This is a genomic window from Empedobacter sp. R132-2 (genome assembly GCF_030324375.1).
In the GTDB taxonomy this organism is placed as follows: Bacteria; Bacteroidota; Bacteroidia; order Flavobacteriales; family Weeksellaceae; genus Empedobacter; species Empedobacter falsenii_B.
Map to the genome: position 1 here is coordinate 150,517 of NZ_JACAGG010000003.1, position 20,053 is coordinate 170,569.

The 20,053-nt window shown below is 33.3% G+C and carries 18 protein-coding genes and 1 other RNA gene; 6 read left to right on the forward strand and 13 right to left on the reverse strand.

Annotated features, from left to right (window positions below; all coding sequences use genetic code 11):
- Positions 1-13: 13 nt before the first annotated feature.
- The 10 genes from HXZ69_RS03530 to ssrA all read right to left on the reverse strand — a co-directional run bounded on the left by HXZ69_RS03530 (position 14) and on the right by ssrA (position 10,047).
- Entirely contained in the window at positions 14-1,264 is a 1,251-nt protein-coding gene (locus tag HXZ69_RS03530) for an SIR2 family protein (protein ID WP_286495018.1), read from the reverse strand.
- A gap of 27 nt (positions 1,265-1,291) precedes the next feature.
- Positions 1,292-2,512 (reverse strand): restriction endonuclease subunit S, encoded by a 1,221-nt coding sequence (locus tag HXZ69_RS03535; protein WP_286495019.1) that lies wholly within the window; start codon positions 2,510-2,512, stop codon positions 1,292-1,294.
- Positions 2,512-3,390 (reverse strand): ORF6N domain-containing protein, encoded by an 879-nt coding sequence (locus tag HXZ69_RS03540; RefSeq protein WP_286495020.1) that lies wholly within the window; start codon positions 3,388-3,390, stop codon positions 2,512-2,514. Before HXZ69_RS03540 ends, HXZ69_RS03535 begins: the two co-directional genes overlap by 1 nt.
- Entirely contained in the window at positions 3,387-4,934 is a 1,548-nt protein-coding gene (locus HXZ69_RS03545; protein WP_286495022.1) for a type I restriction-modification system subunit M, read from the reverse strand. The genes HXZ69_RS03540 and HXZ69_RS03545 overlap by 4 nt, the downstream gene beginning before the upstream one ends.
- Positions 4,935-5,030: 96 nt before the next feature.
- Entirely contained in the window at positions 5,031-5,636 is a 606-nt protein-coding gene (locus tag HXZ69_RS03550; protein ID WP_286495023.1) for a P-loop NTPase family protein, read from the reverse strand.
- A gap of 15 nt (positions 5,637-5,651) precedes the next feature.
- Entirely contained in the window at positions 5,652-6,512 is an 861-nt protein-coding gene (locus tag HXZ69_RS03555) for a transcriptional regulator (RefSeq protein WP_286495024.1), read from the reverse strand.
- Between the two features lie 201 nt (positions 6,513-6,713).
- Positions 6,714-6,986, reverse strand: a complete 273-nt coding sequence (locus HXZ69_RS03560) for a helix-turn-helix domain-containing protein (RefSeq protein ID WP_038336789.1) — start codon at positions 6,984-6,986, stop codon at positions 6,714-6,716.
- Between the two features lie 180 nt (positions 6,987-7,166).
- The gene (locus HXZ69_RS03565; protein WP_286495025.1) at positions 7,167-7,982 is read right to left on the reverse strand and encodes an RteC domain-containing protein; all 816 of its coding nucleotides are present in this window, start codon (positions 7,980-7,982) and stop codon (positions 7,167-7,169) included.
- 132 nt (positions 7,983-8,114) lie between these two features.
- A complete protein-coding gene (locus HXZ69_RS03570) occupies positions 8,115-9,341 on the reverse strand; it encodes a site-specific integrase (RefSeq protein WP_286495026.1) in 1,227 nt (408 codons plus the stop codon).
- A gap of 308 nt (positions 9,342-9,649) precedes the next feature.
- Positions 9,650-10,047, reverse strand: a transfer-messenger RNA (tmRNA) gene (gene ssrA / locus HXZ69_RS03575).
- A gap of 142 nt (positions 10,048-10,189) precedes the next feature.
- Here ssrA and HXZ69_RS03580 point away from each other — a divergent pair.
- Both HXZ69_RS03580 and HXZ69_RS03585 read left to right on the forward strand, forming a co-directional pair.
- Positions 10,190-11,695 (forward strand): aldehyde dehydrogenase family protein, encoded by a 1,506-nt coding sequence (locus HXZ69_RS03580; RefSeq protein WP_219034836.1) that lies wholly within the window; start codon positions 10,190-10,192, stop codon positions 11,693-11,695.
- A gap of 29 nt (positions 11,696-11,724) precedes the next feature.
- Complete coding sequence (locus tag HXZ69_RS03585; protein WP_180905490.1) at positions 11,725-12,096, forward strand: DUF779 domain-containing protein; 372 nt, start codon at positions 11,725-11,727, stop codon at positions 12,094-12,096.
- Positions 12,097-12,149: 53 nt separating this feature from the next.
- Here the strand turns inward: HXZ69_RS03585 and gltX are convergent, their stop codons facing one another.
- A complete protein-coding gene (gltX, locus tag HXZ69_RS03590; RefSeq protein ID WP_286495027.1) occupies positions 12,150-13,658 on the reverse strand; it encodes a glutamate--tRNA ligase in 1,509 nt (502 codons plus the stop codon).
- 118 nt (positions 13,659-13,776) lie between these two features.
- Between gltX and HXZ69_RS03595 the strand changes: the two genes are divergently transcribed.
- From HXZ69_RS03595 to HXZ69_RS03610, 4 genes are all read left to right on the forward strand, one after another.
- Positions 13,777-14,646, forward strand: coding sequence for an MBL fold metallo-hydrolase (locus HXZ69_RS03595; RefSeq protein WP_219034838.1), 870 nt, complete (start codon positions 13,777-13,779; stop codon positions 14,644-14,646).
- A gap of 86 nt (positions 14,647-14,732) precedes the next feature.
- Entirely contained in the window at positions 14,733-16,406 is a 1,674-nt protein-coding gene (locus tag HXZ69_RS03600; protein WP_221854738.1) for a PSP1 domain-containing protein, read from the forward strand.
- The gene (locus HXZ69_RS03605; protein ID WP_221854739.1) at positions 16,390-16,851 is read left to right on the forward strand and encodes a gliding motility lipoprotein GldH; all 462 of its coding nucleotides are present in this window, start codon (positions 16,390-16,392) and stop codon (positions 16,849-16,851) included. Before HXZ69_RS03600 ends, HXZ69_RS03605 begins: the two co-directional genes overlap by 17 nt.
- Before the next feature lie 6 nt (positions 16,852-16,857).
- Positions 16,858-19,194, forward strand: a complete 2,337-nt coding sequence (locus HXZ69_RS03610) for a transglycosylase domain-containing protein (protein ID WP_286495029.1) — start codon at positions 16,858-16,860, stop codon at positions 19,192-19,194.
- Positions 19,195-19,247: 53 nt separating this feature from the next.
- Here the strand turns inward: HXZ69_RS03610 and HXZ69_RS03615 are convergent, their stop codons facing one another.
- The gene (locus HXZ69_RS03615; protein ID WP_286495030.1) at positions 19,248-19,469 is read right to left on the reverse strand and encodes a hypothetical protein; all 222 of its coding nucleotides are present in this window, start codon (positions 19,467-19,469) and stop codon (positions 19,248-19,250) included.
- 12 nt (positions 19,470-19,481) lie between these two features.
- Positions 19,482-20,006 carry a GNAT family N-acetyltransferase gene (locus tag HXZ69_RS03620; RefSeq protein ID WP_286495031.1) on the reverse strand — a complete coding sequence of 175 codons (525 nt, stop codon included), beginning with the start codon at positions 20,004-20,006 and terminating at the stop codon, positions 19,482-19,484.
- Between the last annotated feature and the right edge of the window lie 47 nt (positions 20,007-20,053).

A 20,053-nucleotide genomic window follows, 5' to 3' on the forward strand; every position in this document is an offset into this window, starting at 1 on the left:
TCTGATTTAAATATTAAAAAGGTAAATCATCAGTAGAATCTGAAATTTGTTTAGTATTCGAATCTGATTCTACTGTTTTATCATGCGTAATAGCATCATTTCCTTCAACATCTTGATCATTCTTTTTGGTAGGATAAATTTTTTCCATTGTTTCCGCTACATAAACTATTTCATCTTCTTCATACAAATCAGGCATAATTTTATCTACAAAGCCAACAAAAGTTGATTGATCAGATGCTGTTTGATCTAAGATAATAATTCTTTTATCCCCCAAAGCCTTCAACTTTTCTATTTCTGATTCAGGATCAGCTGTTGGTGCAAAGTTGGCTATAATTAAAGTAAAAGAAGGAATAGATAATGCTTGCTTGATAATGTCATTTATATGCTCATCATAAAAAGAGTATCCTACACAAATTAACACTGATTGTGGCTGATTAATAGCTTGAGAAAATTGTCTGAATAATTCCGAGTATGGTAAATCAAGTGTGAAAGATTTCTTACTAACACATGGATAAATCATAATTTCATTATTTTCATCAATAGTAAAATTATCATTTAATGGAATCTCTTTAATACCGTACGTATTTGATACATTAGGAGGTGTAGATACCCAAGATAATGAGCCATGCATTTTATAGTATCTTAAAACCTTTTCTGCTCTATGTACTTTACCTATTGCACTTTGCCCAGGGTAATACAAATCGTAGTCATATACTTCTGGTCTAAAACATCTGTTATGAACTCCCATAAAACCATTTATATAATGTACTCCTAAATTATCTAAAGCATAATCAAATGCCATATCATAATTAGTTGTAAAGAGGTTTGCTCTTCTTAAATGCACTGGTCTTTGTAACAGTTTCTTGACTAATATCTCATGATAATGATATCTATTTTTCTGAAGTTTTGAATCTGATGAGTATAAAGAATGAATAGAGGTTTTATTGGTATCACATTGTGCAAACAACCACTTTTGCATTTTCACCATAGAAGCATTCAAAGAAGAGACATCTTCTTTTTTCATTTCTTTTAGGTAACGATCAGCTTGTAAACAATTGAATAGATCTTCATATGAGGGGTCTGCACCTTCACCAAAATAACGAGTTATTTCAACCAAACATTGATCTTTTAATGGTTGGGGAATTGTCCTAATTATAGGGGCTCCTAAGTGAAAACTTGAACCAGCACCAAAAAGAAAACTCACATTTTCTAATTCAAGATATTTTTTCACTTTTAGTTTGATACTTTCAATAGTTTCAGACATAGTATGTTTTTTATGGTTTATTATTTCTTACATCTTCACCCTCACCTCGCCACTCATTAACTTAGGTAATAAGGTATCGCGAAGTTTAGAAAGAGAGTTGATTTGATTATTATTAAGCTGAATCTTATCTAATATAGGATTCATTTGAAATGTCATTTTTTCAATTTCATCATTATCAGGAATTAAAACCATAGCTTCATCTAAATCACTTCTCTTTATATGTCCCATAGTAGTAGCGTGACTTTGAGCAATAGAAATAAATTCTCTTAAGTGTTGTTTACACCAGAAGTAATAAAACCATTTTGGAAATTCTTCTGAAGTAACTTTAAATAAATGCTGATTTAAAATACAATCTTCACCATCCCATATTTTAACCATTAAAGAAGCTGACCATGCAAAAATTACATCTCCATTTCTAATAATATATTCAGGTTTAACGTCGGTTGTAGCCCAATCTGAATTTTCAGAAATTCCCGATGTTAAATCTTTAATCTTTAAAACAGGTAATCGATTAATACTATCTTTTGGTGGAAATTTTTGACAAGCTAATCCATTTAAAAAATTGGCAATTGAACTCAAAGGTCTTTCCTCCCAATCCTCCTTCGCTTCCTCAATAAACCACTGACGGAATAAAGTTTCAGCCAAAGCCTCTAAGGTTTGGTTTTGTTGGTGTAATAAGTAGATTTTATCATCCAAACTCGACAATACCGAAGCAATAGCTTTTTGCTCGGGAAGTGGGGGAACTGGTACTTCTAATTTTCTAAACGAAGTCTTATTGAATTTGGGTTGAGCACTACCAGAAATTATGCCTTCTAGCATATGCTGTCCATACAAACTTTTTAACCAATAATAGTAAAACAAATTATCGGTTTTAAAATTCATCATTATAGAATTTGGTCCTAATGTAGTAGGAATATCTAGTTTAGGTGCTAAAAAAACAGTCCCTGCATATGCCCCAACATTCGAAATAATTACTTCACCACCTTCTAATTTTGATTTCTTTAAAAAATCATAAGCTCGTTTATCAACATAGACAAAATTTCCTTTAAAATTATTATTATAATCAGTTAATCGAATTAATGCGGCATAATCAGGAGTGCTTTTGTAATTAACATTTTCTGCCAGTGACGCAAAACTTCCATTTGCAACATAATCAGTAATAAAATCTGTAATTTCCTCTGTTGTTTTGACTTCCCAATGATTTGGTATAAATCCCCAATCTACTTCCCTTAAATTCCTATTCTCCATCATTCTCCTTTTTTAATTTTACTCAATACATCTTTACACAAGCTGTCCATTTTGGAGAAGGCAAACCATTTCTTCCCTAAATCTTTGAGTGAAGCACCAATATGGTACAGCTCCTTTTCATCAATGATTAAAAAGCGGTCGTGGCTTTGTTTAAACAATTCTGCTTTTACCTCAGGATATTGTGCATTGTGTTTTTCTAAATCTAACCGAAGCTGTTTGCTTATACTTGCTGTATATATCGTGGCGGTAACGTTTTTTTTACGTTTAGCAAATAAGGTTAGTACACTATCGTCTATATAATTGTCTATTAAAATAATGGATGATTTAGCGTTTTTAATCACATCGCTCACAAACTGATAGGCGTCGTAAACTTGTCCATCAAAATACACCCCGCGTTGTGGTAGTTCATTATTTTCTAATGCGGAAAAGAGCTTGTTAAATTTTTGATCATGCTCGATCAATTTATTTTCAATACTTGAAAGACGTATATGTTGTAGCGTTTCTTGACCAACTAATTTCCTCAATTCTACAAAAGCATTCATGATTTGAATGCTGACTTTTACAGCGATATCACTTCGTAAAACGGCTGATAACATGGCTACACCTTGCTCTGTAAACGCATACGGATTTACAGCGGAATGTTTTAACGATTCGAACCGGTCGCAATTTGCGACCAGTTCATCTTTTTCTTGGGTATTCAATTGAAAACGAAATGTCTCGGGAAACCGGTCAATGTTGCGTTTTACCTGTTCATTTAACCTTTTTACTTCCACCTGGTACATTTCTGCCAGATCTCTGTCGAACATGACTTGTTTCCCCCGAATCGTAAAAATTCGGTTTTCTATATGTTGTTGGGAAAGGGTTAAATCTTTACTCATTCTTTTGGCAGTTCAATTTTAGACAAGTTCTCCGCAATAATCGTATTCAGTTCCGCTTCTTTGGCTAATTGTTGCTCTAAAGTTGTTTTCAATGACATAAAACGTTCAACAAAGTTAAAATCGTCTTCTTCATCAGGTAAACCTACATAACGCCCAGGCGTCAATACATAATCCAACTCCGCTACTTTAGATACCGGAACCGAAGCGCAGAAACCTGCTACATCTTCGTATTCCCCATCGACATTACGCCAATTGTGGTAGGTAGAAGCAATTAAGTCGATATCATCTTTGCTTAATTCACGGTTTCTACGGTTAATCAAATGACCTAAATTTCGTGCATCGATAAACAAGATTTCATTTTCCGTATTGCGGTATTTAGGATTTGGTACTTTCTTACGACGCATAAACCATAAGGCCGCAGGTATTTGCGTATTCAAGAAAAGTTTAGCAGGTAAGTTCACAATACAGTCAATTAATCCTTCTTCGATCAAGTTTTTACGGATTTCTCCTTCTCCCGAAGTTTTAGAGGTTAACGCGCCTTTTGCTAATACCACACCCGCTTGTCCTGTTGGTGCTAAGTGATGGATGAAATGTTGCAACCAACCAAAGTTGGCATTACCTACAGGCGGTGTACCAAACTGCCAACGCGCATCGTTACGCAATAAATCACCCGACCAATCGCTCACGTTAAACGGAGGATTGGCAATGATATAATCGGCTTTTAAATCTTTATGTGCATCGTTCAAAAACGAACCTTCCGAATTCCATTTAACCCCCGTAGAATCAATCCCACGAATGGCTAAATTCATCTTTGCCAAACGCCAAGTGGTTTGGTTAGACTCTTGTCCGAAAATCGAGATATCATCAATACGACCTTGACGCTCGGTTACGAATTTCTCCGACTGTACAAACATACCACCCGAACCACAACACGGATCGAAGACACGACCTTTGTAAGGTTCTAACATTTCGACCAATAACTCTACTACCGAACGAGGCGTGTAGAACTGTCCTCCCTTTTGACCTTCAGCTAAAGCAAACTGCCCTAAGAAGTATTCGAAAACGTGTCCTAATACATCGGCAGAACGCTCTTGGGTATCGCCAAAGTCGATATTACCAATTAAGTCAATTAAATCTCCTAAACTGGTAGGATCCAGATTTTGTTTGGCATATACCTTTGGTAAAATCCCTTTCAGATGAGGGTTTTCTGCCTCAATAGCATCCATCCCATCGTCTACAATTTTACCATTCGTAGTTTGTTTCGCCGAACTTTGTAAGAACGACCAACGCGCTGATGATGGCACGAAGAATACGTTTTCTGCGGTATATTCTTCTCTATCTTCGGGATCTGCTCCTTGATCGATTTGTTCAGTTAATTCTGCGTGCATTTTTTCAAATGCAATTGAGATATATTTTAGGAAGATTAGTCCAAGAACCACATCTTTGTACTCGGCAGCGTTGATGTTTTTACGTAGTTTATCGGCCGCTTTCCACAGTGTTTTTTCGATGGTTTCTTGTACCTCTTCTTTTTTCTTTTTAGCCATTTTGGTAAGTTAATTTGGTTTAAAAATGAGTTTTCCCAAATTTAGTAAATATTATTTTACTAAAACCATAGATTGAATATTAAGAGGTTATAATATTCACGCTCTTTTATCCTTCCTATCAGCAGGCACAGAAAGCACATTCATCATCTGGCGAAGGCGAGAGCGGACACGTTCGGAGTAATATTTTTCGATTTCGGAAGCGGAGAGATTTGTTGTTAAATGAGTTTTGTATCCATAATCCATGAACAAGTCATAACGACTAAGAAGGATTTCTTGCATAACGTTACATTCGTTTCCGAAGTATTTGATGTTATTTTCTGTTCCTAAATCATCAAAGCAAATACTACATTTTTGGAATTCGTTAGGTAAACCTTTTGTGTATTTTTCGATAACATCGAAACCTCTGCGTAGGAATTCGAAATTGACATCACGACAGGTGATGTAATAAAATTTATGTTCTTTAGCTAAGATGAACTGCATTAGCCTAAACCATGTTGTTTTACCTACGCCCATTGGTCCAGTTAAAAGAATTCCTTTGTTGAGGTCTAAATCTAATTCTTTACACTTCGCCTCATCTTTAAAGAAATAAGCTGCTAAGCGTACGATGTATGATAAATCTTCTTTTTGAAGTGTATAATTAGGGCCATATTTTTTACGCCCTAATTGCTCGAAGTGATAAAGAAATTTTTGGTAATTGATCATTGCTTTATGTTTTTGTTATAATGGTTCGTCGTAACGTTTGTTGATTGATGTATCTAATGGTTTTTGCACACCGAAATTTGGTGGATTCGTTTTGGTATAACGATCAGCATTAATCATCCAATTATTTGCAGCTGCTTTCCAATTTATCATTTTGGATTTCCCACCGACTAACCAACCATTGGACTCGAAGTAGTAATAAAATTTTTCAGCCTCTACTGTATTTTGATACTTCTCTTGGAAAAAAGCAATGACCTCATCTAATGTTGGAATTGTACCTTTTTCTTTTTTGGCGGAACTTTTTTCTTTTTGGTTCATTTCGATTTTATCAGTAGACTGATTTATAGTTACGTTATTTTTTTCTTTTTCATTAAAAATTAATGAAGGAATTTGTGCTTGCGAACACAAGCTCTGCTTGTGGTTTATATGTTTGTTGTTTATATGTTTTATAAAAGGCTCGATACCTTTTTCTATGGCTGTATTGGTATCTGTTTTAATAGCTCTATCATTTTTTACTTCAGTTTGTTTTTTATCCGTTGTCTTAGCTTGAGTATTTTTTTTACTGCTTATTCTTGAAAATTGAGCTGAATTTGTAAAGTCGATTAAGTACACTTTACTCCCTAAAAATGGATTGTACGATGGTTCGTAAATAATATACCCATTGTTATGTAAAATCTTCATTGAACGGTGATAGGTACTCTTTGACATAATTTTACTTAGACGCATAATTTCGTCTCGAATCACAATAATTGGATTAGAGAATTGCTGCCTGTTCCAAGTATTGAATAAGGCTAAATAAATTGAGATTTGACTTGGAGACATCTCATGGTCTCCTTGTATTTTTTGAAAGAAAAATGATAAGTGTTTGATGTAATTCATATTATTAGTTTTTAGATGTTAATATTGGATGTTAGATTTGAGATGTTAGTGTGATGAGATCCTGAAAGAAGTTCAGGATGACTGCTACGTGTTAGATGTTGATTATAGGTGGTTATTGGAAAAATAAAGGCAGGGTTATTACTTTTTGAATCGTAATTAAACCTGCCTAACCTAAACCAACTAACCAAATGAAAAATATCTTTAAAGTAACCTACTTACTTTATTCTGTTCGAGTAACTTATCTATATCTTCTACGTCATAGTAATACACTTTACCAATGCGTGAGAATGTAATTTGATTATTTATTCTCATTTTTTTGAGTGTAGAATTTGAGATACCTAATTGTTCGCACACATCTTTGGTACGTAACCATTTGTGTTTGATGTTATGCTCTAAATAATCTTTAAGATCAGTACAAATCAAATTTGTGATTTGTTGAATGTCTTCTGGATGAATACGTTTACATTTTTTCATTTGTGTCAGGCTTAATTTTTTACTGAAACAAAGTTGAAGAAGTTGAAAATATATTTTTCTATAGTAGAACTCAAGTAGAGAAAGATTTTTTTATAAATTTCTTTTATCCCTTTATTCATAAGGTATTTTAAAAACAAAAAAAACCGTAACAAGAAGCTACGGTTATAGAATATTAAATTATTAGTAAGAATTGAATTTGTCCTCTAATTTACTTTTAAACAAATCAATGTATTTTAGTTGATTTCCTTTTTTCGCTTTAATATCGTTGAGTTGAGTATGGAAATTTTTAAGTTCAATGCTGAATATTTTTTCAAATAATTCGATTAATTGATTTAGTTCGACTTCTCCTTTATTAACAGAGTCTGATAAATAAATACCATAAATTAATATAATTAAATTAACTTTAGTATCCGTCCATTTTAAATTAGATGATATTATAGAGTTTGGATTTTTTAACTGGTACAATCTTTCATCAATATATTTAATTAATGCTTTTATAGCATTTCGTTTACCTATAATTTCTGAAATAGAATTGATGGCATAGCTCTCGTTTGATGCAAAAATAAAATTGTTCTTTCTCCATTTGTAATGCGCACGAAGAAAGAATTTTTCTTCATCTTCTACTAAATTAAAGTATGATAACATTTGAACTTCGTGATCCTGTAAAGTCTTTAAACTTTCTCTTTTTTTTTGTAGAAGTTCTACTTCTTGTTCATCTGTAATACAAAATGATAACTTTTTAGCTTCTAAATTCTGTATTGATTTAAAGTAATGAAGCTTTTCATATATTTTGGGATATTCTTTTTTAAAAAAATCAACTTCTGTGTCGGATGAACTAAATTCATGAGAACACAAGATGTTTTGAGTTTCATCTAAAAACTCAGTAATTAATCTAATCGCAATTTTAGCTCCAGTTATTGGATCATTGCTTTTAAATATTATTTCAGCTAATTTACTCTCAAAATTGCCAAAATTAGAAATCAAATTCTTACCCATAAAAATTTTGGTTAGTATACTAGTATGTTAATTAACATAAAGTTAACAATTATTTAATCAATCTAAATTAAATATTTAAAAACATATACAACACTCCATAATTGGAGCTTTAAAGTATAGTTTGTTTTATACTCACATTATGTTCTTTTTTTGAACAATGTTTTTGAGCTGCTGCATATCGTTGCTCACTTTCTGTTCGGTAATCCTTGCATAATGTTGAGTAGTTGTAATGCTGTTATGTCCTAACATTTTTGAAACTGATTCAATAGGAACACCATTAGACAAAGTAACCGTAGTAGCAAATGTATGTCGCGCACAATGGAATGTTAATTCTTTATCAATACCCGAAAGTGCTGCAATCTCTTTTAAATAAACATTCATTTTTTGATTACTGAATACAGGTAATAATTTGCCATTACTACATAAAGGATGATTCTTGTACTTTTCTATAATCTCTATTGGGATATCTAATAAAGGAATTTTTGTCGGAGTTGAGGTTTTTTGTCTGTACGTATGAATCCATAATTGTCCATCGATTCCTTTTACCATATGATTTTTGGTCAAGTTATCCACATCTACATAAGCTAATCCGGTATAGCACGAGAATATGAAAATATCACGAACTATGTTTAATCGTTCAGCTGGATGTTCTTTTTCATAAATTTTGATGATTTCTTCTTGTGAAAGAAATATACGTTCGACCTTTTCAATCTTTACTTTATAATTGATAAAAGGGTCTTTCTGAATCCAATCATTCGCTAAACAATAATTAATAATCTTTTTGAAGTTCTTGATGTATTTAACTGTTGTATTGTTATTGCAGTTACGAACAGAACGAAAATAGAAATCTAAATCCATAATAAAAGCATGGTCTATTTTGTCTAAACGGATATCTTCTTCTTTGTATTGATGCTTTAAGAAATCTTGTAAATGCTTTAAAGTTGTTTCGTAACGGAGTACAGTACCAGGTGCGAATTCTTTGTTAGCTAATTTAGCCATTTGTTCGTTGTGTAGCTTAAAGATTGGAATGAGCATACGAACTGCTTCTTCTTTTTTATGGTTTAGAAGGTTTTTGACATCATCTAATGTAAGTTGTTCATCTCGTAAACTGTATTCGATTTCGATGTTAATAATCTTCATTTTTAGAACATCAAGGTAACCATTGATTGAACTGGCTTCTTTAGAATTACCCTTGATTTTGGAATTTTTTGCATCCCAAGTTCTAGGATCGATGAATTTTTTGGTACTGAATTCCCAACGTTTTCCATTAATGGTGATTCTTACATACAACGGAGTTAAGCCTGTTTTATTGGCTTTAGCACTTCTTGGGTAAATGTGAAGTTTTAAATCTTGTTTCATTTGATCAATTTTTGATGGTTAATAAAAAATTAATTGGTTTTTTCTTAAGAATCAAGATGTTCGATATATGAATAGGTTATAAAAAAGGCTATTAATACACCCATTAAAAATGTTAAAGAAACTGTTTGTAAGCCTTATGAATAAAGGGATTTTCAATTTTAGCGAGACCCTAATTTTAGGAATTCTTTTGGGTCTCGATTTGGTCTCTCCTTAAATGTCTAAATATGTCCGTTAAAGGTATATTATGTACATAAAAAAAGCCCTATTTCTGCTGAAATAAGGCTTTTAACTGCTAAATGCTGTTAAAAAAGTGGAGCTGGCGGGATTCGAACCCGCGTCCAAACAAGCAACAAATAAGCTTTCTCCATGCTTAGTTTATTATTAATTTTCGACGATATCCTGAGAATAAACACTCTGTCAACCGCTTATCATCTAAAATCTCGAAACCTATCCGATGCACTAAGGTTTCTATTCTTACTTTCCCGTGTCCCTGTATCAAACGCCGTAAGTCAAGGCTTTTGAGGGACATTCAGCTTCTATACCTAGTATAGACGTGGCGTATTCTTACTAAAATTCAGAATTATGCAGCTAAAGCGTACTCTTCGTTGCCAGTTAAAAAGTTGAAGTGCCTGATTAAAGTGAGTACACAACCTATCACTGCATGCTTACTTACCCATTGGCCTTGCTGTCAAAACCAGTCAGCCCCATAAAGTAAATTGTCAATAAATAATTGACGGATGCCAAATGTACAAATTTTATACCAAATAGAATTAACTTTTTCTAAACATAATTATTGAACAAATTTGAATAAATTAGAAAAAATTTAATTCACAAAAAATTTTAATAAAATGGGAAACTTAGTTAATGTACCTACATTCAAAGATCATTATGACAATTACATCAATGGTCAATTTACGCCACCTACAAATGGAAAATACTTTGATGTTGTAACGCCACTTACTGGAAAAGTTTTTACAAAAGCTGCGCATTCTTCAGAAGAAGACTTAGTAAAGGCGGTAGATGCTGCTCACGAAGCTTTCAAAAGTTGGAGTCAAACTTCGCCAACGCAACGAAGCATTATTTTGAATAAAATTGCAGATCGAATCGAAGAAAATTTACAAAATGTTGCGGCTGTAGAAACCTACGATAACGGAAAACCAGTTCGCGAAACGTTGAATGCTGATATTCCTTTAGCTATCGATCATTTCAGATATTTTGCTTCGGTAATTCGTGCTGAGGAAGGTTCTATCAACGAATTAGATAAAGATACTGTTTCAATTATTATCCATGAGCCAATTGGTGTTGTTGCGCAAATTATTCCTTGGAACTTCCCAATTTTGATGGCGGTTTGGAAATTAGCTCCTGCTTTGGCTGCTGGAAACTGTGTGGTTTTAAAACCTGCTGAATCTACTCCTATCTCGATTTTATATTTATTCGAATTAATTGGAGATTTATTACCTCCAGGAGTTGTTAACATTGTAAATGGTTTCGGTGGAGAATTAGGTCGCGCATTGGTGACAAATCCTAAAGTATCGAAAGCTGCATTTACAGGATCTACAGCTACAGGGCGTTTCGTGATGCAATATGCAACAGAAAATATTATTCCAGTTACGTTAGAATTAGGTGGAAAATCGCCAAATGTATTCTTCGAATCTGTAATGGATCATGATGATGATTTCTTAGACAAAGCAATTGAAGGTGCAGTATTATTTGCACTTAATCAAGGTGAAATTTGTACATGTCCTTCTCGATTATTGATTCAAGAATCTATTTATGATAAGTTTATTGCACGAGTTGTAGAGCGTGTAAATATGATTAAAGCAGGAAATCCTCTTGATCCTGAAACAATGATTGGTGCGCAAGCTTCTCAAATTCAATATGACAAAATTTTAAGTTATATTAAATTAGGAAAAGAAGAAGGTGCAGAAGTTTTAACTGGTGGAGATGCTAATCATTTACAAGGAGATATCGAAAATGGTTATTACATCAAACCAACATTATTTAAAGGAAATAACAAGATGCGTATTTTCCAAGAAGAGATTTTTGGACCTGTGTTAGCTGTGACAACTTTTAAAGATGAAGCAGAAGCGATTGAGCTTGCTAATGACACAATTTATGGTTTAGGAGCTGGTGTTTGGACGCGTGATGCACATCAATTGTATCAAATTCCACGTGCTATTCAGGCTGGTCGTGTTTGGGTTAATCAATATCATAGTTATCCTGCTGGAGCGCCTTTTGGAGGTTATAAACAATCTGGAATCGGACGTGAGAACCACAAAATGATGTTAGATCATTATCGTCAAACTAAAAATATGTTAGTTTCTTATAGCAAAAAGAAATTAGGTTTCTTCTAAATCAATAATTAATTAAAAATCTCAAAAAAATGAAACGTGTTGATGCAACTGAAAAAGCGATTAATTTATTGAATGAATTAAAAGCAAAACATGGCGATTTAATGCTTTATCAAGCAGGAGGATGTTGTGAAGGAACACAACCACAATGTTTCAGAAAAGGAGAATTTTATCTTCGATACAAAGATGTTTGCATTGGAGAAATTGATGGAGTAGAATTTTGGATTGACAAAGATCTGTTCGAATATTGGAAACATGCACATTTCGAATTAGATGTAATTGATGCGATTGGCGCAGGAGGTTTTTCGTTAGAAGTTCCGCTTGGCAAAACATTTAAAGTCAATTATCGAATATTCTCTCAAGAAGAACTTAATCAATTAGACGAAGTTAAAATCAATTTATAACAGAAAAGCCATTTGCAATGCAAATGGCTTTTTTATTTATGATAGAAATAATTTTATCCTAAAACTTCAATCGCTTTGTTGATACGTGCAATCGTTTCCTCTTTTCCTAAAATTGCCATAATCACAGGAACATCTGGTCCTTGTAACGCACCAACTAAACTAAGACGTAAAGGCATTCCGATTTTTCCAAATCCAATTTCTTGAGCTGTAACAAATTCTGCCATTGCATCGTGTAAAATTTCTGAAGTAAATTCTGATGAATTTAAAACTTCAACAAATTTTCCTAAAATCTCTTTCGAATCATCTTTCCATGCTTTTTTAGCTGCTTTTTCGTCGTAAGTAGAAGGAGCTATATAAAAGAATTGACCTTGCTCGAAAATATCTTTTACAAAGTTTGCTCTTTCTTTTAACAATTCAACCACTTTTGCATCTAAAACTGGATTCGGTTCGATTCCGTTTTCTTTTAAAACTTCTTCGAAAGATGGCAATAATTCTTCAACAGATTCTTGTTGTAAATATTGGTGATTAAACCAAGTTGCTTTTTCTGGAGAAAAACGTGCACCTGATTTCGAAACTTTTTCTAATGAAAATAATTGAATCAATTCTTCCATTGTAAAAATCTCTTGATCAGTTCCAGAATTCCACCCCAATAAAGCTAACATATTCAACACTGCATCTGGAAAATAACCTTCTTGTTTGTATCCTTTTGCAATTCCTTCTTCTGTTTTCCATTCCATTGGGAAAACTGGAAATCCGTGTTTGTCTCCATCACGTTTGCTTAATTTTCCTTTTCCTTCTGGTTTCAAGATTAATGGTAAATGTGCGAAACGAGGCGCTTCCCAACCAAATGCATCATACAATAATTCGTGTAAAGCCATTGATGGTAACCATTCTTCTCCACGAATTACGTGAGAAATTCCCATCAAATGATCGTCCACAATATTAGCTAAGTGATACGTTGGCATTCCATCAGATTTAAACAAAACTTTATCATCTAAAGTTGCTGCATCAATCGTGATTTTTCCACGAATCATATCATCCAATAAAACTGTACGCGAATCATCAATTTTGAAACGAATCACATAAGGTGTTCCATTCTCAATTAAAGCTTTTGTTTCATCTTCCGTCAACGATAAAGAGTTTTTCAAATTTCCTCTTGTCGACCAGTTATAAATAAATGTTTCTTTATTTTCTTCTGCTTTTGCACGTGCAGCGTCTAATTCTTCTGCCGTATCAAACGCATAATATGCATTTCCTGAAGCTAATAATTCGTCTACATATTGTTTGTAGATTTCTTTACGCTCTGATTGACGGTAAGAACCTAAGTCTCCACCAAAACCAACACCTTCATCAGGAGTTAAGCCTAACCATTTCAACGAATCGATAATATATTGTTCAGCACCTTCCACATAACGTGTTTGGTCTGTATCCTCTATTCTTAATAAGAATTTTCCGTTATTATGTTTTGCGAAAAGATAATTGTATAACGCAGTACGGACTCCTCCGATGTGTAACGCACCTGTTGGACTTGGCGCAAATCTTACACGAACTTCTTTTGCCATTGTATCAAAATTTTTGCAAATTTAAGTCGTTCAATTCTATAATAGATATTTATTTTAAATAATATTCTATTTTTTATCTTCGTAAAACGAAAATTCAACAAAATAAAACCACATAAAAATGAAATTATATACAATAGAAACAGGAAATTTTAAATTAGATGGCGGTGCCATGTTCGGAATTGTACCAAAATCGATTTGGAATAAAACCAATCCTGCTGATGATAGAAATTTAATCGACCTTGCGATGAGATGTCTATTAATCGAAGATGGTAAACGATTAATATTGATTGATACAGGAATCGGAACTAAACAAGATGCAAAATTCTTTGGTTTTTATTATTTATGGGGCGATGCTACTTTAGATAACTCTTTAGCCAAACATGGTTTTCATCGCGATGATATTACAGATATTTTCTTGACGCATTTGCATTTTGATCATTGTGGTGGCGCAATTCAATACAACAAAGAGAAAGATTATTTAGAAGCTTCATTCAAAAACGCAAAATTTTGGTCGAATGCGAATCATTGGGATTGGGCAGTAAATCCAAATCCACGTGAAAAAGCGTCTTTCCTGAAAGAAAATATTTTACCTCTACAAGAAAGTGGACAACTTAATTTGATTGATTTGCCTCAAAATGGATCAATTTTAGAAAATTCTCCACTTGGTTTTGATATTTTATTTGTGGATGGACATACCGAAAAGCAAATGTTACCAATCATTACATATAAAAGCAAAAAAATAGTTTATATCGCAGATTTAATCCCAACTGTAGGGCATATTCCATTAATTTATGTAATTGGGTTTGATACACGACCTTTAATAACAGTTGAAGAAAAAGGAACGTTTTTACAAAAAGCAGTCGAAAATGAATATATTTTGTTTTTTGAACATGACCATGTCAACGAATTAGCTACGTTAAAATTAACAGAAAAAGGGGTTAGATTAGATCAAACCTATTCATTTTCAGAAGTTTTTGATTCAATTTAAAATCAATTTCATAACCGAAATGATTTCACAAATTCAGAAAAATATTTTCATACCTTTGTGTTGTCATTTAAAAAAATTATAGAAGCATGGGATGTGGATCTTGTGGAACTTCTAATGGCCTTCCGAAAGGATGTAACAATAATGGTGCTTGTGGCACTGATGGTTGTGGAAAATTATCAGTTTTTGATTGGTTATCGAATATGCAACTTCCAAATGGACAAGAAAAGTTCAATTTTGTGGAAGTTCGTTTCAAAAACGATCGAAAGTTTTATTATAAAAACGAAAACAACATATCTCTAAATATTGGCGATGTAATCGCTGTTGAAGGAACACCTGGTCATGATATTGGGGTTGTTACACTTACGGGTGAGCTTGTTAGAATCCAGATGAAAAAAAAGAATCTTTCGTGGACTGCGGAAGATGTCAAGAAGGTTTATCGCAAAGCGAACCAAAAAGATATAGAAACTTGGGTAGAGTTTCGTGATAGAGAAAAACAAACAATGGTTGATTCTCGAATTATGGCGAAAAACCTTAATTTGGAAATGAAAATTTGTGATGTTGAGTACCAAGGAGATGGAGCGAAAGTTACATTTTATTATACAGCAGAAGGACGTGTAGATTTCAGACAACTAATCAAAGAATACGCTGGGAAATTTGGCGTAAGAATTGAAATGAAACAAATCGGATATCGTCAAGAAGCAGCAAAAGTTGGTGGAATTGGATCTTGTGGACGCGAATTATGTTGTTCTACTTGGTTAACAGATTTCCGCTCTGTGAGCACTGCTGCAGCACGTTATCAACAATTGTCAATTAACTCGCAAAAGTTAGCTGGACAATGTGGTAAATTAAAATGTTGTTTAAATTTTGAATTGGATTCATATTTAGATGCATTAAATAGTTTTCCATCAATGGAAAGCCGTTTCGAGACTGAAAAAGGTTGGGCACATTGTGTTAAAATCGACGTTTTCAAGAAAGAAATGTGGTTTGCTTATGACAAAGGCGGAATTGTTTGGTACAAATTTTCGGTAGACGATATTCAAGAGTTTTTAGCAATCACTGCAAAAGGTCAAAAAACTGAACCTTTAGAGGATTTAGCTAAAAATGTAGAAGAATCGAAACCAGATTTTACAGATGTAATTGGTGAAGATTCTTTAGAACGTTTTGAACGTAAAGAAAAACAGAACAAAAAACGTAAAAGAATTAAGAATAATCAAAATTCTGGAAACGAAAAAGTTGCGGCGAATGCTAATAATCTGAAACCTCAGAAGGCAAAACAAAAACAGCCTAACGAGACGAAAGATAAAGCAAATCGTCCTGAAAATAAACAAGGAAAGAATCCAAATCAGTCTAAAAAGAATAATCAAAATAGACCGAACAAAAATTCGAATCCTAATCAGAATCAGCAACAACAAAATCAGCCAAAAGAGAAGCAACAGCCAACTCAAGCGAAAGAGCAACAAGCTCAACCAAATACTGATCAGCAAAAGCCGCAAGGAAATAATCGCAATCGCAATCAACAAAAGCGAAAACCGAATAATCCGAGCAATAATAGCCAACAAAATAATCAAACAAATCAGGCTAATCAGTCAACTCAACAACCAAAAAAACAACCTCAGCAAAATAATCAAAATGCTGAGCAAAAACCGAAAACTAAGGACGAGAATCAAGCAAATAATTCTCAACCGAATCCAAATAAATCGAAGAATCGAAATAAAAAAAGATTTAATCGTGGGCCAAAACCAGATGATACGCAACAGTAGTTTGCTTTTTATTTTAGTCTTTTTATTGTTTAGTTGCGAGGCTAAACATTATTATCAAGACACAAAAGATGTGAAAGACGAATGGAAGAATAATCAACCTCAAACCTTTACGTTTGATGTAAAAGATCCTAAACCTTCGGCTGTTAACATTGGATTTGTGTTAAGAAATAATACGTCGTATGAATATAGTAACTTATATTTGTTCACGAAATTCATCGATCCTAAAGGAAATGAAATGATTGATACTTTACAGTATTATATTGCAAATCCCGATGGAAGCTGGATTGGTAAAGGAATGACAACAAAAGAAATGATGTTGGTTTATCGCGAAAATTTACCAATAAAAGACTCTGGTCGCTATCAACTAAAAGTTTGGCAAGGTATGCGAACAAAAAATTTGAAAGGAATCGAAGACATTAGTTTGATTGTTGATAAAGCTGAATAATACAGAATGGAAAACAATAAAAATTCTAAAACAAGCACAACTTCTAAAGCAAAAAAGAAGTTCAATAGCTTTTCATTAGCCAAAAAAATAATCGTTACCATTTGGGTACTGTTTTTTTGTGCCGTATTAGGAATTTTCGGAATCTTTTGGGCTACATCTAACGGATGGTTAGGTGAAATTCCCAATGTACGCGATTTAGAAAATCCTGATATTTATGTTTCATCAGAAATTATTTCTTCTGATGGTGTTTTGTTAGATCGTTTCGAAGCAGAACGCAGAACACCAGTCGATTACAAAGATTTACCTCCACATTTAGTTGACGCATTGTTAGCAAAAGAGGACGTTCGTTTCTTTGATCACTCAGGTGTAGACATAAAAGCAGCAGCTCGTGCAATTACTTCTGGAGGAGAATCTGGAGGTGGTTCTACAATTACACAGCAGTTAGCAAAACAATTGTACACAAAAGATCCTTCTTCTAATAAAGTAAAACGTGTTTTACAGAAATTAAAAGAATGGGTAACTTCTGTTCAGTTAGAAAAATTGTACACAAAAGAAGAAATTATTGCAATGTATTTCAATAAGTTCGACTTTATTTATAATGCAAAAGGAATTGAATCTGCTTCTAAAGTTTATTTCAACAAAACAACGAAAGAATTAAATTTAGATGAAGCTGCAACATTGGTTTCGATGTTTCAAAATCCTGTTGCGTATAATCCTGTAAAATATCCTGAAGTTTCTAAAAAGCAAAGAAATCTTGTCTTAAAGCAAATGATGAAATACAACAAAATTTCTCAAGCTGAAGGAGAAGCCGCGCAAAATGCGCCTTTGGTTACAGATAAACAAGATATTATGAAACATGATGAATCACATTCAGCATATTTCAAATCTGCTTTGAGAAAGGAAATTCAACAATGGATGGTTGATTATGAGAAAGAAACAGGAAAATCTTATAACCTTGAAAAAGATGGTTTAAAAATCTATGTAACGTTAGACTCAAGAATGCAAAATTTAGCTGAAGAAGCGGTTAAAAAACAATTAAAAGTTTTACAAGATCAATTCTTTGGAGAGCAACGTGGACGTAGTTTAGCACCATTTTATAATATTTCTGCTGCAAAAAGAACACAAATCTTTAAGCAAGCAATGGCTCGTACAGATTTATACAAAAAGATGAAAGCCGAAGGAAAATCTGAAGCTGAAATTGAAACTGTTTTCAATACACCTCGCGACTCTGTTCAGTTCTTTACATGGAACGGAATTCAGTACAAAAAAGGGAAAACATTGATGGATTCAATCGAATATCACAAACATATTTTACAAGCTGGTTTGATGTCAATGGATCCAAAAGATGGAACAATCAAAGCTTGGGTTGGAGGAATCGATTGGAATTATTTCAAATTTGACCACGTAAAACAAGCACGTCGTCAAGTAGGTTCTACGTTCAAACCGTTTGTTTATGCAACAGCTATTAACCAATTAGGATTAACACCTTGTCATACCGTTTCTAATGAGAGAATACCAGGAAAATGGTCTCCTCGAAATGCTAACGGTAAATATGGTGGATCTCAAGATTTAAGAACTGCATTAGCTTATTCAACAAATATTGTCGCTGCCCGTTTGATTATGCAAACAGGTGAAGAACCTGTAATTCAAATGGCTCGGGACCTTGGAGTTGAATCTCCTATCGTAAAAGATCCTACAATTGCATTAGGTTCTGCTGACTTATCTTTATATGAAATGGTTGGTGCGATGAGTGCTTTTGCTAATGGTGGTATTTACATTAAACCCCAATTAATCTTAAGAATAGAAGATAAACAAGGAAAAGTTATCAAAGATTATACACCTCAAACACGAGAAGTTGTTAATGAAAACGTAGCGTACACTATGATTGATTTGATGAAAGGTGTTGTAGATAGAGGTTCTGGTGCGAGATTAAGAAATCGCTACGGAATGACTGCCGAAATTGCTGGTAAAACAGGTACAACAAACGAAAACTCTGATGGTTGGTTTATGGGATTAACACCAAATTTAGTTACTGGAGTTTGGGTTGGTGCAGAAGACCGATTTGCTCACTTTGCGAGTACAGCCACAGGACAAGGAGCCAATACAGCTATGCCAATTTGGGCTTATTATATGCAAGGCGTTTACAAAGAAGGAGGAAAGTTTGGCGTAACAGCTGGAGATAAATTTGACAAACCAAAAGACATTGAAAAACACTGGGATTGTTCGAATACATACGGATTCCATCAATATGATGAAATGTATGATCCAGGTCCAATTATCGAAGGAAGTGGTAGTGAAAGCGTAGGCGAAAACTATGAAATTCCTGATGAAGAAGGTCAATAATTAAATTATATAAACAAAATAGCCACTCAAAATTGAGTGGCTATTTTTATGATTTATAATTCTTCTTTTTCCTCTTCGTTATCAAACTGATTGTTGTACGCTTCACGTTCTTGTGACAATTTCTTTTCGCGTTGTTTTTTCTTAAAATCTCGAATCGTCATATACGTTAACAACACTACAAGCGCTGCAACCAAAAAATAATTAGCATACGTAAATAAGTTCGTAATTGTATCAGTTACCACCTCATCTGGCGTTACAACAGCGTTTTCTTCCATAGGAAATATTTTTTATTGATAGAATTCTTTCGGATATTCTACCATTCCATTCACATTTTTTAGAGCTTCTTCAATCAACTCAATTGCCATGCAGTTCTCATCTGGAACATCAAAAGGTAACTGAATATCAAAATCAGATGCTTTTCTGTAACCAAATTTAGGATAATAAGTTGGATGACCTAATAAAATAACAGATTCAAAACCTAATTCTTTCGCTTTATTATGAGCAAATGCTATTAAATGACCACCAATTTCATTTCCTTGATAATTAGGTAAAACCGCTACAGGAGCAAGTGCTAAAGAATCGTAAGAAGAATCCGAATGATTAATTTTAATTTTTGTCAATAAAATATAACCAACAATCATCTCATTCATTTCAAATACCAAAGACAATTCAGGTACAAAACCATCAGAATCTCGTAATCGCTCTACTAAAAATTGTTCACGATGATCACTATATTCTTCATTTTCAAATGCCTTTTCAATCAATTTAAAAACTTGTTCATAATCTCTCTTCTCCTCTTTTCTAATATTCATTCCATCATAAATTAATTAACCTTATAAAATTAGAAAAAGGTTTTAAC